Consider the following 17,077-nt stretch of genomic DNA (forward strand, 5'->3'; position numbering starts at 1 on the left):
CGGCGTGGGACCGGTCGCACCCCGGCCCTCCTGCGGGGGCCCGCCGCGAACTGGCTCGTGGTGGGGGCAGGAGGGCCCTCGTTCAGGTCCGCTGGTCCCGCTGGGCCGGCGTCCAGGCGCTCGCGGTCGTCGCCCGGTAGAGGATCGTGGGACCGCAGGCGGTCACCAGCTGCCCGGCGGGCACGAAGGCCGACTGGCCCTTCTGCAGCACGACCTCGCCGTCGGGCCCCCCGAGGACGGCGGTCCCCTCGGTGCACAGCAGGACCTGCGGCCCGGACGTGGTCAGCACGCCCGGCTCGACGTCGACCTGCACGCGGGTGAGGTCGAAGTCGCGGACCGGCGTGGGGTAGCGCAGCCCGCCCCGGCCGAGGACCGGGTGGATGACCGGGACCCGTCCGTCGGTGAAGTCCAGCACCTCGATCAGCGCCGCGAGGTCGACGTGCTTGTCGGTGAGCCCACCGCGCAGGACGTTGTCCGAGCTGGCCATGACCTCGACACCGGCACCGCTGAGGTAGGCGTGCAGGTTGCCGGCGGGCAGGAACACCGCCTCACCCGGGGCGAGGCGGAGGTGGTTGCACATCAGCGAGATGACGACGCCGGGGTCACCGGGGTAGGTCTCGGCCAGCGCGGCAGCCCACCGGTACGTGTTGATGAACTCCGGGTCGTGCGCGGCGACGAAGCTGGCCGCCTTGGCGGCCACGGCGCTGACCAGGGACTCGCGCCGCCGCTCCGACAGTGCCAGCAGCTGCGGGATCGCGGCCCGCAGCCCGCCGTTGGCCAGTGCGGCGATCGTGGGCATCAGCTCTGCCAGCTGCAGCTTGGCCAGGCAGTGCAGCGACTCCGCGATCGGCCGGAAGCCGCACAGCGCCTCGACCGGCGTGATCGCCAGCAGGATCTCCGGCTTGTGGTAGGGGTCCTTGAACGTGCGCGTGGGGTCGTCCAGCGGGATGCCGGCGGCCTCCTCGGCGGCGAAACCGACCTGCGCCTGGGCGGTGGTCGGGTGCGCCTGCAGCGACAGCGGCAGGTCGGCGGCGAGCACCTTCATGAGGAAGGGCAGCCGGTCGCCGAAGCGGTGCTGCACGGAGTCGCCGAGCATCCCCTCGGGGTCGGCGGCGATCGCGGCGTCCAGCGGCCGGCCGTCGGACAGCACGCTGGGCTGCGCGGGGTGGGCCCCCATCCACAGCTCGGCGTACGGCCGGTCAGCGGGCGAGGGCTCGCCGAGCAGCTCGGGGATGACCGTGCGGGAACCCCACGGGTAGTGCCGGACGGCGTTCGTCATCTGCCACATCGGCGGCGACACTACCGGCGCGCACCCTGCCTGACCCCGGGTCGGACCGGGGTCACGCCCGACCGGGTGAGGCTCACCGTCCGGCGGGGGTCTGCGACCACCGGATGTCCGGCTCCAGGTAGATCACCCGGGCGATCGGCACGGCGGCCCGGACCCGCGCCTCGGCGGCGTCGATGGCGTGGGCCACCGCCTCGGCGGTGTCGTCGTGCCGGACGGCGATCTTGGCGGCCACCAGCAGCTCCTCGGGACCGAGGTGCTGGGTGCGCATGTGGATCACCGACTGCACGGACCCGCCGTCGACCAGCGCGGCCACGATCTGCCGCTGCGCGTCCGGGGTCGCCGACTCACCGACCAGCAGGCTCTTGGTCTCGATCGCCAGGACAGCCGCCACGGCCACCAGCAGCAGGCCGATGGCGATGGTGCCCAGCCCGTCGTACAGGCTCTCGCCGGTCAGCGCGGACAGGCTGACGCCGACCAGCGCGAACGCCAGGCCGGTGAGCGCCGCGCTGTCCTCGAGCAGGACGACGGGCAGCTCGGGGGCGCGGGCGTGCCGGATGAAGGCCCAGTAGCTCTCCCCCGGCTTGCGGACGGCGTTGGTCTCCTTCAGCGCGGTGCGCAGCGAGAAGCTCTCCAGCGCGATCGCCACGAGCAGCACGACGATGGCCACCGTCTGCGACTCGACCTCGGCCTCCTCGCGGACCTTCTGCACGCCCTCGTAGATCGCGAAGAGGCCACCGACGCTGAACAGCACGATCGCGACGATGAAGCTGTAGATGTAGCGGTCGCGCCCGAAGCCGAAGGGGTGCTCGGGGGTCGCGGCGCGCCTGGACCGCTTGCCACCGACCAGCAGCAGCACCTGGTTGCCGGAGTCCGCCACCGAGTGGATCGCCTCGGCCAGCATCGAGGAGGCGCCGGTGATCAGGAAGGCGACGAACTTCGCGACCGCGATGCCGAGGTTGGCACCCAGTGCGGCGATGATCGCCGTCGTCCCGCCGCCGTGCCCGCCCCCGCCGTGCTCACCGCCCGCGCCGGCGGCGTGCCCGTCGCCTCCGCCGCTGGGGCCGGTGCGTGCGGGGTGGGCGCCGGAGGCGGGGGCCGTGGTGTGGTCGGTCATGGCTGGAGGGCCCTCTCGTGGTCGAGCGCGAGTGCGAGGTAGACCGCGCCGAAGTCGGCGACGGCGAGCTGACGGGCGAGCCGGGCCAGCCGCGGGTGCCGGCCGGGCTCGGTGGCGGCCAGGGCGCTGACCGGCACGTTGTGCGCCTCGGCGATGCGCAGCACCTCGCCCATGGCCTCACCGGCCGAGCGGGGCACCCGCTCGTCGCCGTCGTGCTCGGCGGCGTGCGCGTCGCGGACGGTGATCAGCCGGAGCCGGCGACCGACGTCGTCGGTGCGGTCGCGGAAGAAGTCGTCCTGCCCGGCGGAGGTGGCCAGCGGCCCGGCGAGCACGGTCCGCAGCGCCACCCGCTGGTCGGGCAGCCGGAAGGCGGCGACCGGCAACCCGGCCAGGGTGGCCAGCTGGTCGGCGACCCGGCCGGCCGCGGCGCCGGCGAGCGGGCCCTCGGCGGCGATCACCGGCAGGGCGTCCAGCAGCTCCAGGGCCAGGGTCTTGGCCGGGTTCACGAACGACTCCCGGGCCGGGCCGCAGTCGGCGGCGACCTCGTCCAGGGCCGCGGCGACCTGCTCGGTGTCGGCCACCTCGGCGCCGACCAGGCCCAGCTCGGCGGCGAGCAGCAGCATGGGGGTCAGCAGCGACCACAGCGTGGCGTGCCGGACCCGAGTCGGCGGCAGCGCGACGTAGGGCGCGCGGGAGCTGGCACAGGCGGCGTGCAGCGGCGCGTCCTCGGCGCCGATGCCGACCACGGCCACCCCGCGGCGGGCCGCCTCGTAGGCGGGGGTGACGGCGTACCGGCCGGCCCCGGTGCGGGTGGCGATCACCGCGATGTCCGACGGGCCCATCCACACCGGCAGGTCCGGGCCGGGCACCACGTCGACGGTGACCGGGGTGGCCGGGCCGAGCAGCGCGCGCAGCAGCTCCCCGGCCACCGCACCCTCACGGCGGCCGATGACGACCAGCCCGCGCGGCCGACCGGCCGAGGTGACCCGCGACAGGCCGGCCTCCTGGGTCAGCCGGGTGGTCTCACGCACCTGCGCCCCGGCCCCGGCGACGGCCGGGAGCAGGCCCCGGGGGTCACGGGCGCGCAGCAGCGTCAGGTCGTCGAGGACCTCCTCGGCCAGCTCGGGCGAGGTCATGCCGCTGCCCTGCCGGCGTACGTCAGCTCCATGCCCCAGGTGGTGCGCCCCAGCGCGATGCCGCAAACCCGCTCACGCGGGCAGCTGCCGCGCCTCGTCCAGGAGGAGCACCGGGATGCCGTCGCGCACCGGGAAGGCGCGCCGGCACGTGGGGCAGACGAGCTCGGAGGCCTCGACGTCCACGGTCAGCGGGCTGTGGTGGGTGTCGGGACAGGCCAGGATGGCCAGCAGCGCCGGGTCGATGCCCAGCGTGCCCTCGCCCGCGGTCATGCCCGCACCAGCCCGAGGACCTCGTCGCGCACCGCGGCCATCCGCGTCGCGTCGGCGGCCTCGACGTTCAGGCGCAGCAGCGGCTCGGTGTTGCTGGCCCGCAGGTTGAACCAGGAGCCGTCAGGCAGGGACACGGTCAGCCCGTCCAGGTCGTCGAAGGTGACGCCGTCCCGCGCGCCGAAGGTCTCCCGCACCGCGGCCACCCGCCCGGCGGCGTCGGCGACGGTGGAGTTGATCTCACCGGAGGCGGCGTAGCGCTCGTACTGGGCGCTGATCTCCGACAGCGTCCGCGGCTGCTCGCCCAGCGCGGCGAGCACGTGCATCGCGGCGAGCATGCCGGTGTCGGCGCGCCAGAAGTCGCGGAAGTAGTAGTGCGCCGAGTGCTCGCCCCCGAAGACGGCGTCGGTGCGGGCCATCTCGGCCTTGATGAACGAGTGGCCGACCCGGGTGCGCACCGGGTCCCCGCCGTGCTCGCGGACGATCTCCGGCACGGCCCGGGAGGTGATCAGGTTGTGGATGATCGTCGTCCCGGCGCCCTTGGCCAGCTCGCGGACGGCGACCAGGGCGGTGATGGCCGAGGGGCTCACCGGCTCACCGCGCTCGTCGATGATGAAGCAGCGGTCGGCGTCGCCGTCGAAGGCCAGCCCGATGTCGGCGCCGTGCTCGACGACGCCGGCCCGCAGGTCGACGAGGTTGGCCGGGTCGAGCGGGTTGGCCTCGTGGTTGGGGAAGGAGCCGTCGAGCTCGAAGTACATCGGGACGACGTCCAGCGGCAGCCCGTCGAGCACCACCGGCACGGTGAACCCGCCCATGCCGTTGCCGGCGTCGACGACGACCTTGAGCGGGCGGATGCCGGAGAGGTCGACCAGGCCGCGCAGGTAGGCGGCGTACTCGGCGACCAGGTCGCGGCTGGAGACGCTGCCGGGCGAGGTCACCTCGCGGTCGAAGAGCGCTGCGCCGTCGACCAGCTGCTCGGCCCACTCGCGGATCTGCACCAGCCCGGAGTCCTGGCCGATCGGTGCCGCACCGGCGCGGCAGAGCTTGATGCCGTTGTACTGGGCCGGGTTGTGGCTGGCGGTGAACATCGCCCCGGGCACGTCCAGCGAGCCGGCGGCGAAGTACAGCATGTCGGTGGAGCCGAGCCCCGCCTCGACGACGTCGACGCCGCGGGACAGGACGCCCTCGGCGAAGGCCCGCGACAGCGGCACCGACGACTCGCGCATGTCGTGGGCGGTGACGACGGTGGTCGCGCCGGTCTCGGCGTGCACGAACTCGGCGAACGCGGCCCCGATGGCCCGGGCCACGCCCTCGTCCCACTGCTGCGGGACCAGGCCCCGGACGTCGTAGGCCTTGATGATCGACGACAGGTCGGACAACAGCTCACCCTCGCACTCGAGAAGCCGCGGTCCGGCGACCGGCGGCGCCCGACCCTATCGGCGCGCGGGGTGGACGAGCGCGTCGAGCGGCTCGACGCCCCCCGTCAGGGGAGGTCGGGCAGGATGCGCAGGTGCCCGCGGCGGGTGCCGCTGCCGTCGTCGGCGGGGTCGCGCGGGGGCTCGGGGCGGGCCGCCTCACGGACGGCGTCGGCCAGGGCGAGCAGATCGTCACCGGTGGGCCCGGCGTCCTCGGCGTCGATCTCGTGCCGGACGACCTCCCAGCCGCGCGGCACGGTGAGCCGCTCGGCGTGGAACTCGCACAGGTCGTAGCTGTGCGGCTCCGAGTACGTCGCGAGCGGGCCGACCACGGCCGTGGACTCCGCGTACACGTACGTCAGGGTCGCCGCTGCCGGTTGCGCGCAGCCGCTACGCGAGCAGCGCCGAGACTGCCTCACCACCGGTTCCTCACGTCCAGCACAGTAATCCCGGAGCCCTGGTCCGGGCAGCACCGACACCGGGGTGGGCACCAGGTGCACCTCTCGTCCCGGCAGGCACCCCCCGTCCCGCCGGCCCCGCGGGCGCCGTCCGGGCGCGGCCGGCGCCGACCGGCCGGCCGGCGACGTAGGCTGCCCACCGCGATGGACCGTCCCCCTGCACGCGCCCGGCGCGACCGCCACGGCCGCGGCCTGCGCGGCCGCCTCGTCCCCCCGACCGTGCCGCTGTCACGCAGCCGCGCGGAACAGTTCGACGACCTCGTCCTGGACGCGGTGGAGGACCTGGAGCGGCGCTGGGAGCGGGAGCTGGCCGGTGTCGAGTTCGCCGTCGAGGACGTCCCGTGGGTCGACCACAGCAGCCCGGACGACGTGGTGCTCGACTCCGACGTGCTCGACGACAGCAGCGTCCCGCTCGCCCGGGTGCTGCCGGCGCACCGTGAGGGCGGCCAGGAACACCCGGCGCGGATCGTGGTCTACCGGCGCCCGCTGGAGATCCGGGCCGCCGACCGCGACGACCTCGCCGACCTGGTGCGCGACGTCGTCGTCGACCAGGTCGCGGTGCTGCTGGGCCGCGACCCGGAGGAGATCGACCCCACGGGCTGAGCGGCCACCCGGGCGGGACCCTGCAGAGGGGCCGCCAGCAGGAGCGGTGGAGCGGGGCCGGACCCGCTGACATGCTGGGCGGTGACATGGGCACTGCAGCAGAGGCGCAACCGGGCACCTGGATCGCCGTCGGCGTCCTGGTCGGACTGGCGCTGGCGCTGCTCGTCGGCGTCCTCGTCGGCGGGGTGCTGCGCGGCCGCCGCGCGGCCCGGGCCCGGCACGACCCCGCCCCGGCGGTGCAGCCGCCGCCCGCACCGGTGGCCGGCTTCGCCGTCGACGACCTCCCGGGCTTCCTGGACCGGCCCCCGGGCTCGGACGCCGACCGGGGCGCGCTGCCCGCGGCCGGGCAGCACCGGGCCCCGGTGGCCGACGCCGCGCGCACCGGCTCGACCGCGGCGGCCGCCCCCGCACCCCACCGGGACGACGGACCGCCCGGCCGCGGCGGGACGCTGGGGCTCACCGCCTCGGCCGTGCTGCTGGTCGCCGCGGTGCTGGTCGCCTTCGCCGGTGGCTCCTCGGTCACCTCCCCGGCCGCCGACGCCAGCGTCCCCGGCACGCCCACCTCCGGCGGGACCGCGACCCCCGCGACCGCCGCCGCGCCCAGCAGCCCGGCACAGGACGCCGACACGCCCGCCGGGGCGCTCGCGCTGACCTCGGTGCCGCTGGCCGACGCGGGCATCGCGGCGACGGCGACCTTCCAGGGCCTGGTCCTCGAACAGCGCGCGGTGGGGCTGACCGTCACCTACCCCGGCGTCAGCGTCACCACCGACGGCCGGCGGTCCCTGGCCCACGTGCGGCTGCCGACCTGGAACTGCCTCACCACCGAGCCGCCGGCCGACCCGACGCAGGCCAACTGCGTGCCGACGCCGACCGAGTACGCCGACCTGGCCGACCCCGGGCTGCAGGTCTCCCGGGACGGCGACCGCCTGGAGCTGACCGGCCGGTTCGCCACCTACACCCGCCCCAACGGCACCGCGCCGGTCTACACGGGACGGACGTACCAGCTCGCCGCCGCGTTCACCCCCGACGGTCCGGTGGACGACGGCACGGCACCGGCCACGGGCGTCGTCCGGATCGGTCTGGACATCGCGCCGGCCGTCACCGATCCCGGGGTCAACCGGCTGCAGCACCCCTGACGGCGGTGCTCGCGCCGCCGGCGGCCCGCAGCGGGGAGCGCCGGCCCAGCCGCACCAGCCCGGCGGAGGCGGTCAGCGTCACCGAGGGCTGGCCCAGCTCGCGGCGGAGCCCGCCGACGTCACTGCTCCCCCACCACGGCCAGCGGTCGGTCCCGGCCGGGCCACGGTCGAGCAGCGTCAGCAGGACGGCGGCGGGCCGGCCGTCGGGCCCGCCGCCGACGACGGCGAGCTCGAGCTGGCCGATCGCGGCGTGCAGCCGCGCCGCGGCCCGGACGAACAGCTGCTGGGGCGCCGGCACCCGGGCCAGCACCGCCGGCAGCAGGCGCTCCAGCTCGACCGGGTCGACCGTGCGGTGGACGTCGCCGACGGTGTCCAGGTCGTCGACGAGCCGGCGGGTGCGGCTGTTGGACAGCTGGGAGTCCGGCATCACCGCCGCCAGCGCGGCCAGCGTCGGGTCGCCGAGCGGGAGACCGGCCAGCCGCAGCGTCCACGGTCCGCGCAGCCGCTCCAGCAGGTCGACCAGGCCCTCGGCCAGGTGCGCGGCGACCTCGGGGTCGCGGGCGAGCAGCCGGGCCGGCGGCCGTCCCTCGGGCAGCGGGCCGGGCTCGGCGCCGAGCAGGGTGACCGCGGTGGTGGCGCCGCGGCGCCGGAGGGCGAGCAGGGCGACTCCGTCGGGGCCGCCGTCCGGACCGCGCTCGACGACGACCGCGCGGGGACGGACCCGGGCCAGCGGCCGGGTCGACTGGACGTTGAGGGCAGCGGTCAGCCACGGCCCGCAGGCGGGCACGGGGGCGGCGAGGTCGGCCATGAGCGGCGCGGCGGCGCGGACCTCACGCACCACCGACGCGCGCCCGTCGGCCACGCGGATCAGCACACCGCCCAGTCGACCACACCCGAGGGGGACCGGGTGGACCGACGGTCAGCGGTGCAGTGTCGTTCGACCCTGTCGCAGGGCCCCGCCCCGAGCCTGCGAGGGGTGGGGGCGATGGGGTCTTCGTTCAGGCGCGGCGGCGCAGGCGGCGGCGCTCACGCTCGGACAGGCCGCCCCAGATGCCGAAGCGCTCGTCGTTGCCCAGCGCGTACTCCAGGCACTCGGCCCGGACCTCGCAGCCGGTGCAGATCTTCTTCGCCTCGCGGGTGGAGCCGCCCTTCTCCGGGAAGAACGCCTCCGGGTCGGTCTCGGCGCACAGCGCGCGCTCCTGCCAGCCCTGCTCGTCGCCGTCCAGCAGGCCGAAGCCGGCGTCGAAGACGCTGGTCGCACCCCGCACGTCGGCAGCCGGCGCGGGCGTCGTCGTGGACTGGTGCTCGCTCAACCAAGAGACCTCGGCCATCACGTTGCGTCCCCTCTCGCTCCGTCACGGCGTGCGTCCCCGGGCGGATCCCGAGCGGCCAGCGCCTGATGACAACATCGGAATTACACGCGTGTCGTTGAGTCGAGGTCAAGTCGGGCCGGTGTATTGCCCAGACTCACAGGTCACACCCGTCCCGCGTCGTCCGGTGGTGGTCACCAGCCACCTCGACACGCCGCCCGCCTGGACACCATCTGCCATGCGGACCGGCCGGGTTCGTGCAGTTCGCCGGGGCGACGGCCGGGTGCCCGGTGCACATCTGCCGATCAGGCACGATGGCGGGGTGCACATCGTCGTACTGGCCGGTGGCGTCGGTGGCGCCCGCTTCCTCCGCGGCCTGCTCGACGCCGTCCCCGACGCCGAGGTCACCGCGGTGGTCAACACCGGCGACGACGTGACGATGTACGGGCTGCGGATCTGCCCCGACCTGGACACCGTGATGTACACGCTCGGTGACGGCATCGACGAGGAGCGCGGCTGGGGCCAGCGGGGGGAGACCTGGACGGTCAAGGAGCAGCTGGCCGCCTACGGCGCCGAGCCGACCTGGTTCGGCCTCGGTGACCGCGACCTGGCCACGCACCTGGTGCGCACCCGGATGCTGGGCGCAGGCCACCCGCTGTCGGAGGTCACCGCCTTCCTGGCGCAGCGGTGGCAGCCCGGGGTCCGGCTGCTCCCGATGAGCGACCAGCGGGTGGAGACCCACGTGGTCGTCGACGACCCGGCGACGGGCGGCGAGCGCACCCTGCACTTCCAGGAGTGGTGGGTGCGCCACCGCGCCGCCCTCGACGCCCGGCGCTTCGTCCAGGTCGGCGTGGACGACGCCCGCCCGGGCCCCGGGGTGGTCGAGGCGCTGGCCACCGCCGACGCGGTGCTGCTCGCGCCGTCCAACCCGGTGGTGTCCATCGGCACCGTGCTCGGTGTGCCGGGCGTCCGCGACGCGCTCCGGGCCGCGTCCGGGCGGGTCGTCGGGGTGTCCCCCATCGTGTCCGGCGCAGCGCTGCGTGGCATGGCCGACCGCTGCCTGCCGGTGCTCGGCGTGGAGGTCAGCGCCGAGGGGGTGGGCCGGCACTACGGCGCCCGCTCCACCGGCGGGGTGCTCGACGCCTGGCTCGTGCACACCGGGGACACCGCCGCCGTCCCCGGTGTGGACGTCCGGTCGGTGCCGCTGCTGATGAGCGACCCGGCCGCCACCCGTGCGCTGGCGCAGGCCGCGCTGGACGCCGCACTCCCCGGCTCCGCACGCTGATGCCCGCGCCCGCCGGCCTCTCCGTGCACCCCGTGCCGGGGCTGCCGGAGTTCCAGCCCGGGGACGACCTCGCCGGCGCGCTCGCCGCGGCCGCCCCGTGGCTGGCCGACGACGACGTCGTGGTGGTCACCTCCAAGGTCGTGGCCAAGGTCGAGGGCAACCTGGTGCGCGTCGAGCCGGGCACCGACCGGGAGGCCGCCCGGCAGCGGGCGATCACCGCCGAGACCGTGCGGGTGGTGGCCCGCCGCGGCCCGCTGCGGATCGTGGAGACCCGGCACGGCTGGGTCGTCGCCGCCGCCGGCATCGACGCCTCCAACGTCGCCGCCGACACCCTGGTGCTGCTGCCCGCCGACGCCGACGCCTCCGCCCGCCGGCTGCGCGAGCGGCTGGCCGAGCTGCTGGGCGTGACCGTGGCCGTCGTGGTCAGCGACACCTTCGGCCGCCCGTGGCGCGACGGGGTCAGCGACGTCGCCATCGGCGCGGCCGGGCTGCCGGCGCTGGTCGACCACCGCGGCAGCGTCGACTCGCACGGCAACCGGCTGGAGACCACCCAGGTCGCGGTGGTCGACGAGCTCGCCGCCGCCGCCGACCTGGTGAAGGGCAAGCTCGCCGGCGTCCCGGTCGCCGTCGTCCGCGGGCTGCACCTCGCCCCGCCGGCACCCGACACCGGCACCCGGCCGCTGGTGCGGCTGGGCCCGGGCGACCTGTTCGCCACCGGCACCCGGGACCTCGTCGGCAGCCGCGGCCCGACGCCGCTGCTCACCCGCCGGCCGGGCGCCGGGGACGCGGTGACCGGGGCCTTCCGGGTCGCGGTCGCCGCGCTGCCGGAGTTCCCCGTCGTCTTCCGCTACGGCCTGGCGGACGACGGCGACGACGGTGACGTGGTCGACGTCCACCTGGCCGAGCCGGTCACGCCGGGGGCCGCGCTGTCCGTCGGCGCGGTCGTCGGCGCCGCGCTGGTCCAGCTCCAGGCCGAGGGCTGGGCCACCCGCTGGCAGCCGGTGGCCACGCTGGGCGGCAGCTCCCTGGTCGGCCGGCTGCGACTGGGGGCCCCGCCGCCCTGAGGGGTGGGCGCGAGGGTGGCCCGCGATCGCGGTCGATAGCGTCGGGGCGTGCAGATCCGTGAGCTCGCCGTGCCCGACAGCTACGTCCTGGACCTGGTGCCGCACGGTGACGCCCGTGGTCGGTTCACCGAGTGGTACCGCGCCGACGTCCTCACCGAGGCCACCGGCCGGGCGCTGCCCCTCGCGCAGGCCAACCACAGCGTGTCCGCCCGCGGCGTGCTGCGCGGGGTGCACTTCGCCCTCGTCCCGCCGGGGCAGGCCAAGTACGTCTACTGCCCGGCCGGGAAGGTGCTCGACGTCGTCGTCGACATCCGGGTCGGCTCGCCCACCTTCGGCGTGCACGACTCCGTGGTCCTCGACAGCGAGCAGCCGCGGGCGGTGTTCCTGTCCGAGGGGCTGGGCCACGCGTTCGTCTCGCTGACCGACGCCAGCTCGGTGACCTACCTGGTCTCCAGCGGCTACTCCCCCGGCCGGGAGTTCGGCGTCCACCCGCTGGACCCGGCGCTGGACCTGCCCTGGCCGGCCGACCTGGGGTTCGAGCTGTCGGCCAAGGACGTCGCCGCCCCGACCCTGGAGCAGGCCCGCGAGCAGGGCCTGCTGCCCACCCTGGAGCAGTGCGCCGCCCGCTACGCCGAGCAGCGCGCCTGACCCCTGAGGGCCAGGTCCGCGGGCTCCTCAGGGGACCGGGACGACGCCGCTGGACTCCCCAGGACGGAAGTGGCCACTTCCGCCCGTCGCGGGGTCAGGTGCGGAGGGCGCCGAGGGCGGCCAGGCAGGCGCGCAGCGAGGGCTCCCACGCCGGGAGCGGGGTGAGCCCGGCGGCGGCCCAGCCGGTGCCGTCGAGCACGGAGTAGGCGGGCCGGTGCGCCGGCGTCGGGTACTCAGTGGTCGGGACGGGCAGCACCCGGGCGGGATCGGCCCCGGCACCGGCGAAGACCGCCTGGGCCAGCCCGTGCCAGGTGGTGGCGCCGCCGTCGGTGGCGTGCAGGACGCCGCGGGCCGGCGACAGCGCGACCTCGACCAGCCCGCGGGCGAGGTCGGCCGCCCAGGTGGGGCTGCCGGTCTGGTCGGCGACCACCGACACCTGCGCGCGCTCGCCCTCCAGCCTCAGCATGGTGCGCACGAAGTTCCGCCCGTGCGCGGCGTACACCCAGGCGGTGCGCACCACCACGGCGTCGTCGTCCACGGCTGCGACGGCGCGCTCCCCGGCGAGCTTGGTGCGGCCGTAGGCGGTGCGCGGGGCCGGCTCGTCGTCGGTGCGGTAGGGCCGGTCGGCGTCGCCGGCGAAGACGTAGTCGGTGGAGACGTGCACCAGGCGGCCGCGGCCGGCCAGCTCCTCGGCGAGCCAGCCGGGCGCCGAGCCGTTGACCAGCCCGGCGACCGTCTCGTCGTCCTCGGCGGCGTCGACGGCGGTGTAGGCGGCGGCGTTGAGCACCACCGGCCGGGCGCCGCGCGCGAGCACGTCGTCCCGCCACGCGCCGACGACCCCGCGGACCTGCGCCTCGTCGGTGAGGTCGAGGTCCCGGCGGCCCAGCGCGGTGACGTCGGCGCCGGCGAGCAGCGCCTGCAGGTCGGTGCCGAGCTGCCCGGTGGCGCCGGTGACCAGCCAGGCGGTCGGGGCGGTCATGCCCGGGCGGCGGCGGCCTTGAGCGGCTCCCACCAGGCGCGGTTGTCGCGGTACCACTGCACGGTGAGCGCGAGGCCCTCCTCGAAGCCCATCCGCGGGGCGTAGCCGAGTGCGGCGGTCTTGCTGTGGTCGACGGAGTAGCGCAGGTCGTGCCCGCCACCGCGCGGGTCGACGATGTGGTCGACGTAGGACCAGTCGCGGCCGGTGGCCGCCAGCAGCTTCTCGGTGAGCTCGCGGTTGGACAGCTCCCGGCCGCCGCCGATGTTGTAGAACTCCCCCGCCGCGCCCTGCTCGAGCACGAGCTGGATGCCGCGGCAGTGGTCGTCGACGAACAGCCAGTCGCGCACGTTGGCGCCCTCGCCGTAGAGCGGGACCTTCTGCCCGTCGAGCAGGTTGGTGACGAACAGCGGGATGACCTTCTCCGGGAAGTGGTACGGCCCGTAGTTGTTGCTGCACCGGGTGACGGAGATGTCCAGCCCGTAGGTCTTCGCGTAGGCACGCGCGATCAGGTCGCTGCCGGCCTTGGCCGCCGAGTACGGCGAGTTGGGCTCGAGGAGGTGGTCCTCGGTCCAGGAACCGGTGTCGATGGAGCCGTAGACCTCGTCGGTGGAGACGTGCACGACCCGGCGGACGCGGTGGCGCAGCGAGGCCTCGAACACCTGTTGGGCGCCGAGCACGTTGGTCAGCACGAAGTCGGCAGCGGCCCCGCCGATCGAGCGGTCGACGTGGGACTCGGCGGCGAAGTTGACCACCACGTCGTGCCCGGGCAGCGCGGCGTCGAGGTCGGCGGGTGAGCAGATGTCGCCCTGCACGAACCGGTACCGCGGGTTGTCGGCGACCGGGGCCAGGTTGGCCAGGTTGCCGGCGTAGGTCAGCTTGTCGAAGACCGTGACCTCGGCGTCCTCGAAGCCCGGGTAGCCACCGGACAGCATGGTCCTGGCGTAGTGGGATCCGATGAAGCCGGCACCGCCGGTGACGAGGACGCGCATGACGGGAACCGTAGGCGAGGGAGCCGTGCCGCCGACGGACGACGCGGGGGCTCGTCATCCGCCGGGGTGAGCGTCACTGCCCGTCGTCGGGTGCGGGCTCTAGGTTCAGCCCATGCGCGGGATCATCCTGGCCGGTGGGACCGGCAGTCGACTGTGGCCGATCACCCTCGGCATCAGCAAGCAGCTCATGCCGGTCTACGACAAGCCGATGATCTACTACCCGCTCTCGACCCTGATGATGGCCGGGATCCGCGAGGTGCTGGTCATCACCACCCCCGAGGACCGCGACGCCTTCGCCCGCCTGCTGGGCGACGGCAGCCGGCTGGGCATGCGGATCGAGTACGCCGTGCAGCCCCGCCCCGAGGGCCTGGCGCAGGCGTTCCTGATCGGGGCGGACTTCCTCGACGGGCAGTCCGCCGCGCTGGTGCTGGGCGACAACATCTTCTACGGCGCCGGCCTGGGCACGGCGCTGTCCCGGCTGCCCGAGCCCGACGGCGGGCACGTCTTCGCCTACCACGTGGCCAACCCGCGGGCCTACGGCGTCGTGGAGTTCGACGAGGGCGGGCGGGTGCTCTCCATCGAGGAGAAGCCGGCCGCCCCGAAGAGCTCCTACGCCGTCCCCGGCCTGTACTTCTTCGGCCGCGACGTCGTCGAGGTGGCCCGCGGCATCACCCCCAGCGCCCGGGGCGAGCTGGAGATCACCGCGGTCAACGAGCACTACCTGCGTCAGGACCGGCTCACCGTCACCGTCCTGGACCGCGGCACCGCGTGGCTGGACACCGGCACGTTCGCCTCGCTGCGGCAGGCCACCGAGTTCGTCTCCGTGGTCGAGGAGCGGCAGGGCCTCAAGATCGGTTGCATCGAGGAGGTCGCCTGGCGCAACGGCTGGCTGGACGACGAGGGCCTGCGCCGGATCGCCGAGCCGCTGGGCAAGAGCGGCTACGGCGCCTACCTCCTGCGCCTGCTCGCCGGGTAGCCGGGCGCCGGCACCGGCGGCAACGGCGGCGTCCCGGTGCGTCGACCGGCGGCCAACAGCCCCCCGGCCGCCACGCCCAGGGCACCGAGCCCCAGCAGCGGCCAGAACAGCCGCACCCCGGTAGGGGCGTACCGGAGGGTCAGCTGCGCGGCGTCCAGCCCGGCCGGCAGGTCGACCTCGACCAGCGCCCCGCCGAAGGCCCGCACCGGCACCTGCTCGCCGTCGACGGACGCCTCGTACCCGGGCCAGTACGGGACGCGGAGGACCACGCTGCCCGCCGCGTCGCCGGTGGAGACGGTGTACCGCTCCTGGTCCTCGCCCAGCCGGGCGAAGGTCGACAGCACTCCCTCCGTGCCGACCGAGGTCCCTGCCGACCAGGTCACCCGCCCGGTCAGCGGGGTCACGCGGGTCCAGGTGCGGTACGTGCGGTCGGCACCGCCCGCCGCCCACAGCGGGCTGGTGTCCAGGTGCTCCAGCACGGCCGCGGGCGTCGCGGGCGAGGCGTACACCCGGTCGGCGGCGAGGACGTCGAGCCACACGAGCGAGGTGCCGTCGGGTGCCGGCACCGTGCGCAGCAGGTCCGGGCACGAGTCCAGCCCGGCCACCGGCCCCCGGCACTCCAGCGTCTGGGTCCCCAGGTGCTTCACCGCCGAGTACCCGGTTCCGGTGCGCAGGCCGGCCAGCAGGTTGGCGTCCCCGAAGAGCACGCCCGCCTCGGCGCGCTGGTCCGGCGGGACGTCGAACGAGTCGTACTGCAGCACGGTGACCGCGGTGTCGGTGGCGAGCGCGCGCCCGCGGAAGTCCTCGACCGTCGTCCCGAGGTCGTAGCCCTCGCCCTGGAACCGGTACTGCTCCGGGTACTGGGCCTGGATGCGGCCGTGCATGTCGGCCAGCTGGCCGTAGCCCAGGAAGACCGGGGCGGCCGCGGCCAGCAGGAGCACCCCCGCGGCCAGCGGGCTGCGAAGGCCGCGGCCGGGACCCGCCGCTGCCACGACGGTGAGGGCGACCAGGGCGACGGCGGCGACCGCCACCGCGAGCAGGTGCCACCAGGCGAGGGCCGGGGACCGGCTCCAGGCCACCGCGCCCTGCAGGAGCACGATGCCGGCGGCCACCTGGACCCGGCGGCGGGTCAGCTGCGGGGCCAGGCTCAGCGCGACGACGGCAAGCACCGGCAGCACCAGGGCCAGCACCAGCACGTAGCGGAACGGGATGCGCAGATCGCCCAGGACGGAGGGCAGCTGGGTGGCCGCCGCCGCCGAGACGCAGAGCACCAGGGCGGTGACCACCACCGGCGAGCGCACGGCCCGGCGCCAGTCGACCAGCGCCAGGGCCGGCAGCGCGACGACGAAGGTGGAGAACGCCGGCGTCTGCTGCACCACCCCCATCCAGTCGTTGGCGATCGCGTGCATGCTCGCGCCGCCGACCAGCACGTCGAGCAGGTTCGGGACGCCGAAGCCGCTGTTGCCCATCAGGCTGGCGTCGACGGGGCGCCCGGCGAACTCGCCGAGGCCGGCCACCGTCAGCAGGGTCGGGGAGGCGGCCACCGCTCCCCCGGCCATCGCCAGCACGCTGCCGCGCAGCCAGGGCTGGCGGACCGCGGCGCGGACCGACCCGTGCGCTCGCCCCTCCAGCACGACCACGGTGACCAGCAGCAGCACCCCGAACGGGACCAGGTAGATGTTGCCGCCGTTGACCAGACCCCAGGTGCACAGGCCCGCGAGCAGGGCGCCCCGCACGTCCCGGCGGAGCAGCCCGTACCAGCCGAGCAGGAAGAACGGCGCGGTCCACAGCACCGGCCACCAGTCGCCGCCGAAGAACAGGAAGAAGCCGGAGGTGGCCGCCCCCAGTGCAGCCGGGACCGCCAGCACGCCGCGGGCGCCGGCCCGCTGGGCGACGAGGAGGGCCCCGAGACCGGTGGCGGTCACCGTGCCCGCGGCGAAGACCCAGGAGAACAGGACGAGGTCGTCGAAGCGGGAGAGCACCTCCAGCAGCGCCCAGTGCAGCGGGTCCAGCGCGCCGTACTGCATGTCGGCGGTGAAGTTGCCGTTCCCGCCCACGTCGGGGTCGACGAGCGGTGGGACCGTGCCCTGCCCGTTGCGCCCCATCCACCACATGACCGGCATGAACTGGGCCTGGACGTCGGAGAACCAGGCCAGCCGGGTGGGCTCCGCGACGAAGAAGCGCGGCGCGAGGAGCTTGAGCAGGCCGAGCACCGTCAGCTGCGCCAGCACGTAGACCACCGCTGGCGACAGAGCCCGGGTCCTCGGCCGTCGTGGCGTCGGCCGGCCCGCCGACACCACGACCGCCTGCAGCTCACGCGTCCCCACGTCGATCATCCGAGCCCCCGCTCTCCTGGGTGGCCCCGCTGCCACGACCGGCGCCGCGGCAAACCGGAACTCACCCGATCGG

At 75.4% G+C, this 17,077-nt stretch carries 17 protein-coding genes; 6 read left to right on the forward strand and 11 right to left on the reverse strand.

Going from position 1 to position 17,077, the window contains the following annotated elements; genetic code table 11:
- Window positions 1–82: 82 nt before the first annotated feature.
- The 6 genes from manA to GCU67_RS16945 all read right to left on the reverse strand — a co-directional run bounded on the left by manA (window position 83) and on the right by GCU67_RS16945 (window position 5,699).
- Window positions 83–1,288, reverse strand: a complete 1,206-nt coding sequence (gene manA, locus GCU67_RS16920; RefSeq protein ID WP_163612497.1) for a mannose-6-phosphate isomerase, class I — start codon at window positions 1,286–1,288, stop codon at window positions 83–85.
- 73 nt (window positions 1,289–1,361) lie between these two features.
- A complete protein-coding gene (locus tag GCU67_RS16925; RefSeq protein WP_163612498.1) occupies window positions 1,362–2,402 on the reverse strand; it encodes a cation diffusion facilitator family transporter in 1,041 nt (346 codons plus the stop codon).
- Window positions 2,399–3,538 (reverse strand): SIS domain-containing protein, encoded by a 1,140-nt coding sequence (locus GCU67_RS16930; protein WP_163612500.1) that lies wholly within the window; start codon window positions 3,536–3,538, stop codon window positions 2,399–2,401. The genes GCU67_RS16925 and GCU67_RS16930 overlap by 4 nt, the downstream gene beginning before the upstream one ends.
- Window positions 3,539–3,610: 72 nt before the next feature.
- On the reverse strand, window positions 3,611–3,808 hold the full coding sequence (locus GCU67_RS16935; RefSeq protein WP_211661579.1) for a Trm112 family protein: 198 nt from the start codon (window positions 3,806–3,808) through the stop codon (window positions 3,611–3,613).
- Window positions 3,805–5,184, reverse strand: a complete 1,380-nt coding sequence (locus GCU67_RS16940) for a phosphomannomutase/phosphoglucomutase (RefSeq protein ID WP_163612502.1) — start codon at window positions 5,182–5,184, stop codon at window positions 3,805–3,807. Before GCU67_RS16940 ends, GCU67_RS16935 begins: the two co-directional genes overlap by 4 nt.
- Before the next feature lie 104 nt (window positions 5,185–5,288).
- The gene (locus GCU67_RS16945) at window positions 5,289–5,699 is read right to left on the reverse strand and encodes a DUF3499 domain-containing protein (protein ID WP_338105104.1); all 411 of its coding nucleotides are present in this window, start codon (window positions 5,697–5,699) and stop codon (window positions 5,289–5,291) included.
- Between the two features lie 123 nt (window positions 5,700–5,822).
- On the opposite strand from GCU67_RS16945, the gene GCU67_RS16950 reads away from it, so the two are divergent.
- Window positions 5,823–6,281 carry a metallopeptidase family protein gene (locus GCU67_RS16950; protein ID WP_163612506.1) on the forward strand — a complete coding sequence of 153 codons (459 nt, stop codon included), beginning with the start codon at window positions 5,823–5,825 and terminating at the stop codon, window positions 6,279–6,281.
- 86 nt (window positions 6,282–6,367) lie between these two features.
- On the forward strand, window positions 6,368–7,417 hold the full coding sequence (locus GCU67_RS16955) for a hypothetical protein (protein WP_163612508.1): 1,050 nt from the start codon (window positions 6,368–6,370) through the stop codon (window positions 7,415–7,417).
- Here the strand turns inward: GCU67_RS16955 and GCU67_RS16960 are convergent.
- Window positions 7,395–8,291 (reverse strand): GNAT family N-acetyltransferase, encoded by an 897-nt coding sequence (locus tag GCU67_RS16960; RefSeq protein WP_211661580.1) that lies wholly within the window; start codon window positions 8,289–8,291, stop codon window positions 7,395–7,397. The two genes, GCU67_RS16955 and GCU67_RS16960, sit on opposite strands and share 23 nt — an antisense overlap.
- A gap of 124 nt (window positions 8,292–8,415) precedes the next feature.
- Window positions 8,416–8,748: a WhiB family transcriptional regulator gene (locus GCU67_RS16965; protein WP_163612509.1), complete on the reverse strand. Its 333-nt coding sequence runs from the start codon at window positions 8,746–8,748 to the stop codon at window positions 8,416–8,418.
- A gap of 301 nt (window positions 8,749–9,049) precedes the next feature.
- On the opposite strand from GCU67_RS16965, the gene cofD reads away from it, so the two are divergent.
- From cofD to GCU67_RS16980, 3 genes are read left to right on the forward strand one after another with little or no spacing between them, the layout of a single operon-like run.
- Window positions 9,050–10,012, forward strand: a complete 963-nt coding sequence (gene cofD, locus GCU67_RS16970; RefSeq protein WP_163612511.1) for a 2-phospho-L-lactate transferase — start codon at window positions 9,050–9,052, stop codon at window positions 10,010–10,012.
- Complete coding sequence (locus GCU67_RS16975) at window positions 10,012–11,076, forward strand: coenzyme F420-0:L-glutamate ligase (protein ID WP_163612513.1); 1,065 nt, start codon at window positions 10,012–10,014, stop codon at window positions 11,074–11,076. The genes cofD and GCU67_RS16975 overlap by 1 nt, the downstream gene beginning before the upstream one ends.
- 48 nt (window positions 11,077–11,124) lie before the next feature.
- Window positions 11,125–11,724: a dTDP-4-dehydrorhamnose 3,5-epimerase family protein gene (locus tag GCU67_RS16980; RefSeq protein WP_163612515.1), complete on the forward strand. Its 600-nt coding sequence runs from the start codon at window positions 11,125–11,127 to the stop codon at window positions 11,722–11,724.
- A 94-nt stretch (window positions 11,725–11,818) separates the two neighbouring features.
- Here GCU67_RS16980 and rfbD read toward each other — a convergent pair whose 3' ends face one another.
- Both rfbD and rfbB read right to left on the reverse strand, forming a co-directional pair.
- Window positions 11,819–12,703, reverse strand: a complete 885-nt coding sequence (gene rfbD / locus GCU67_RS16985; RefSeq protein WP_163612517.1) for a dTDP-4-dehydrorhamnose reductase — start codon at window positions 12,701–12,703, stop codon at window positions 11,819–11,821.
- The gene (gene rfbB, locus GCU67_RS16990; RefSeq protein ID WP_163612519.1) at window positions 12,700–13,692 is read right to left on the reverse strand and encodes a dTDP-glucose 4,6-dehydratase; all 993 of its coding nucleotides are present in this window, start codon (window positions 13,690–13,692) and stop codon (window positions 12,700–12,702) included. The genes rfbD and rfbB overlap by 4 nt, the downstream gene beginning before the upstream one ends.
- A gap of 112 nt (window positions 13,693–13,804) precedes the next feature.
- On the opposite strand from rfbB, the gene rfbA reads away from it, so the two are divergent.
- Complete coding sequence (gene rfbA, locus GCU67_RS16995; RefSeq protein ID WP_163612521.1) at window positions 13,805–14,668, forward strand: glucose-1-phosphate thymidylyltransferase RfbA; 864 nt, start codon at window positions 13,805–13,807, stop codon at window positions 14,666–14,668.
- On the opposite strand, the gene GCU67_RS17000 is transcribed toward rfbA, so the two are convergent.
- Window positions 14,641–16,899: a YfhO family protein gene (locus tag GCU67_RS17000; protein ID WP_163612523.1), complete on the reverse strand. Its 2,259-nt coding sequence runs from the start codon at window positions 16,897–16,899 to the stop codon at window positions 14,641–14,643. The genes rfbA and GCU67_RS17000 overlap by 28 nt on opposite strands.
- Window positions 16,900–17,077 lie beyond the last annotated feature (178 nt).

Source organism: Modestobacter muralis (assembly GCF_010682105.1).
GTDB classification, from domain to species: Bacteria; Actinomycetota; Actinomycetes; order Mycobacteriales; family Geodermatophilaceae; genus Modestobacter; species Modestobacter muralis.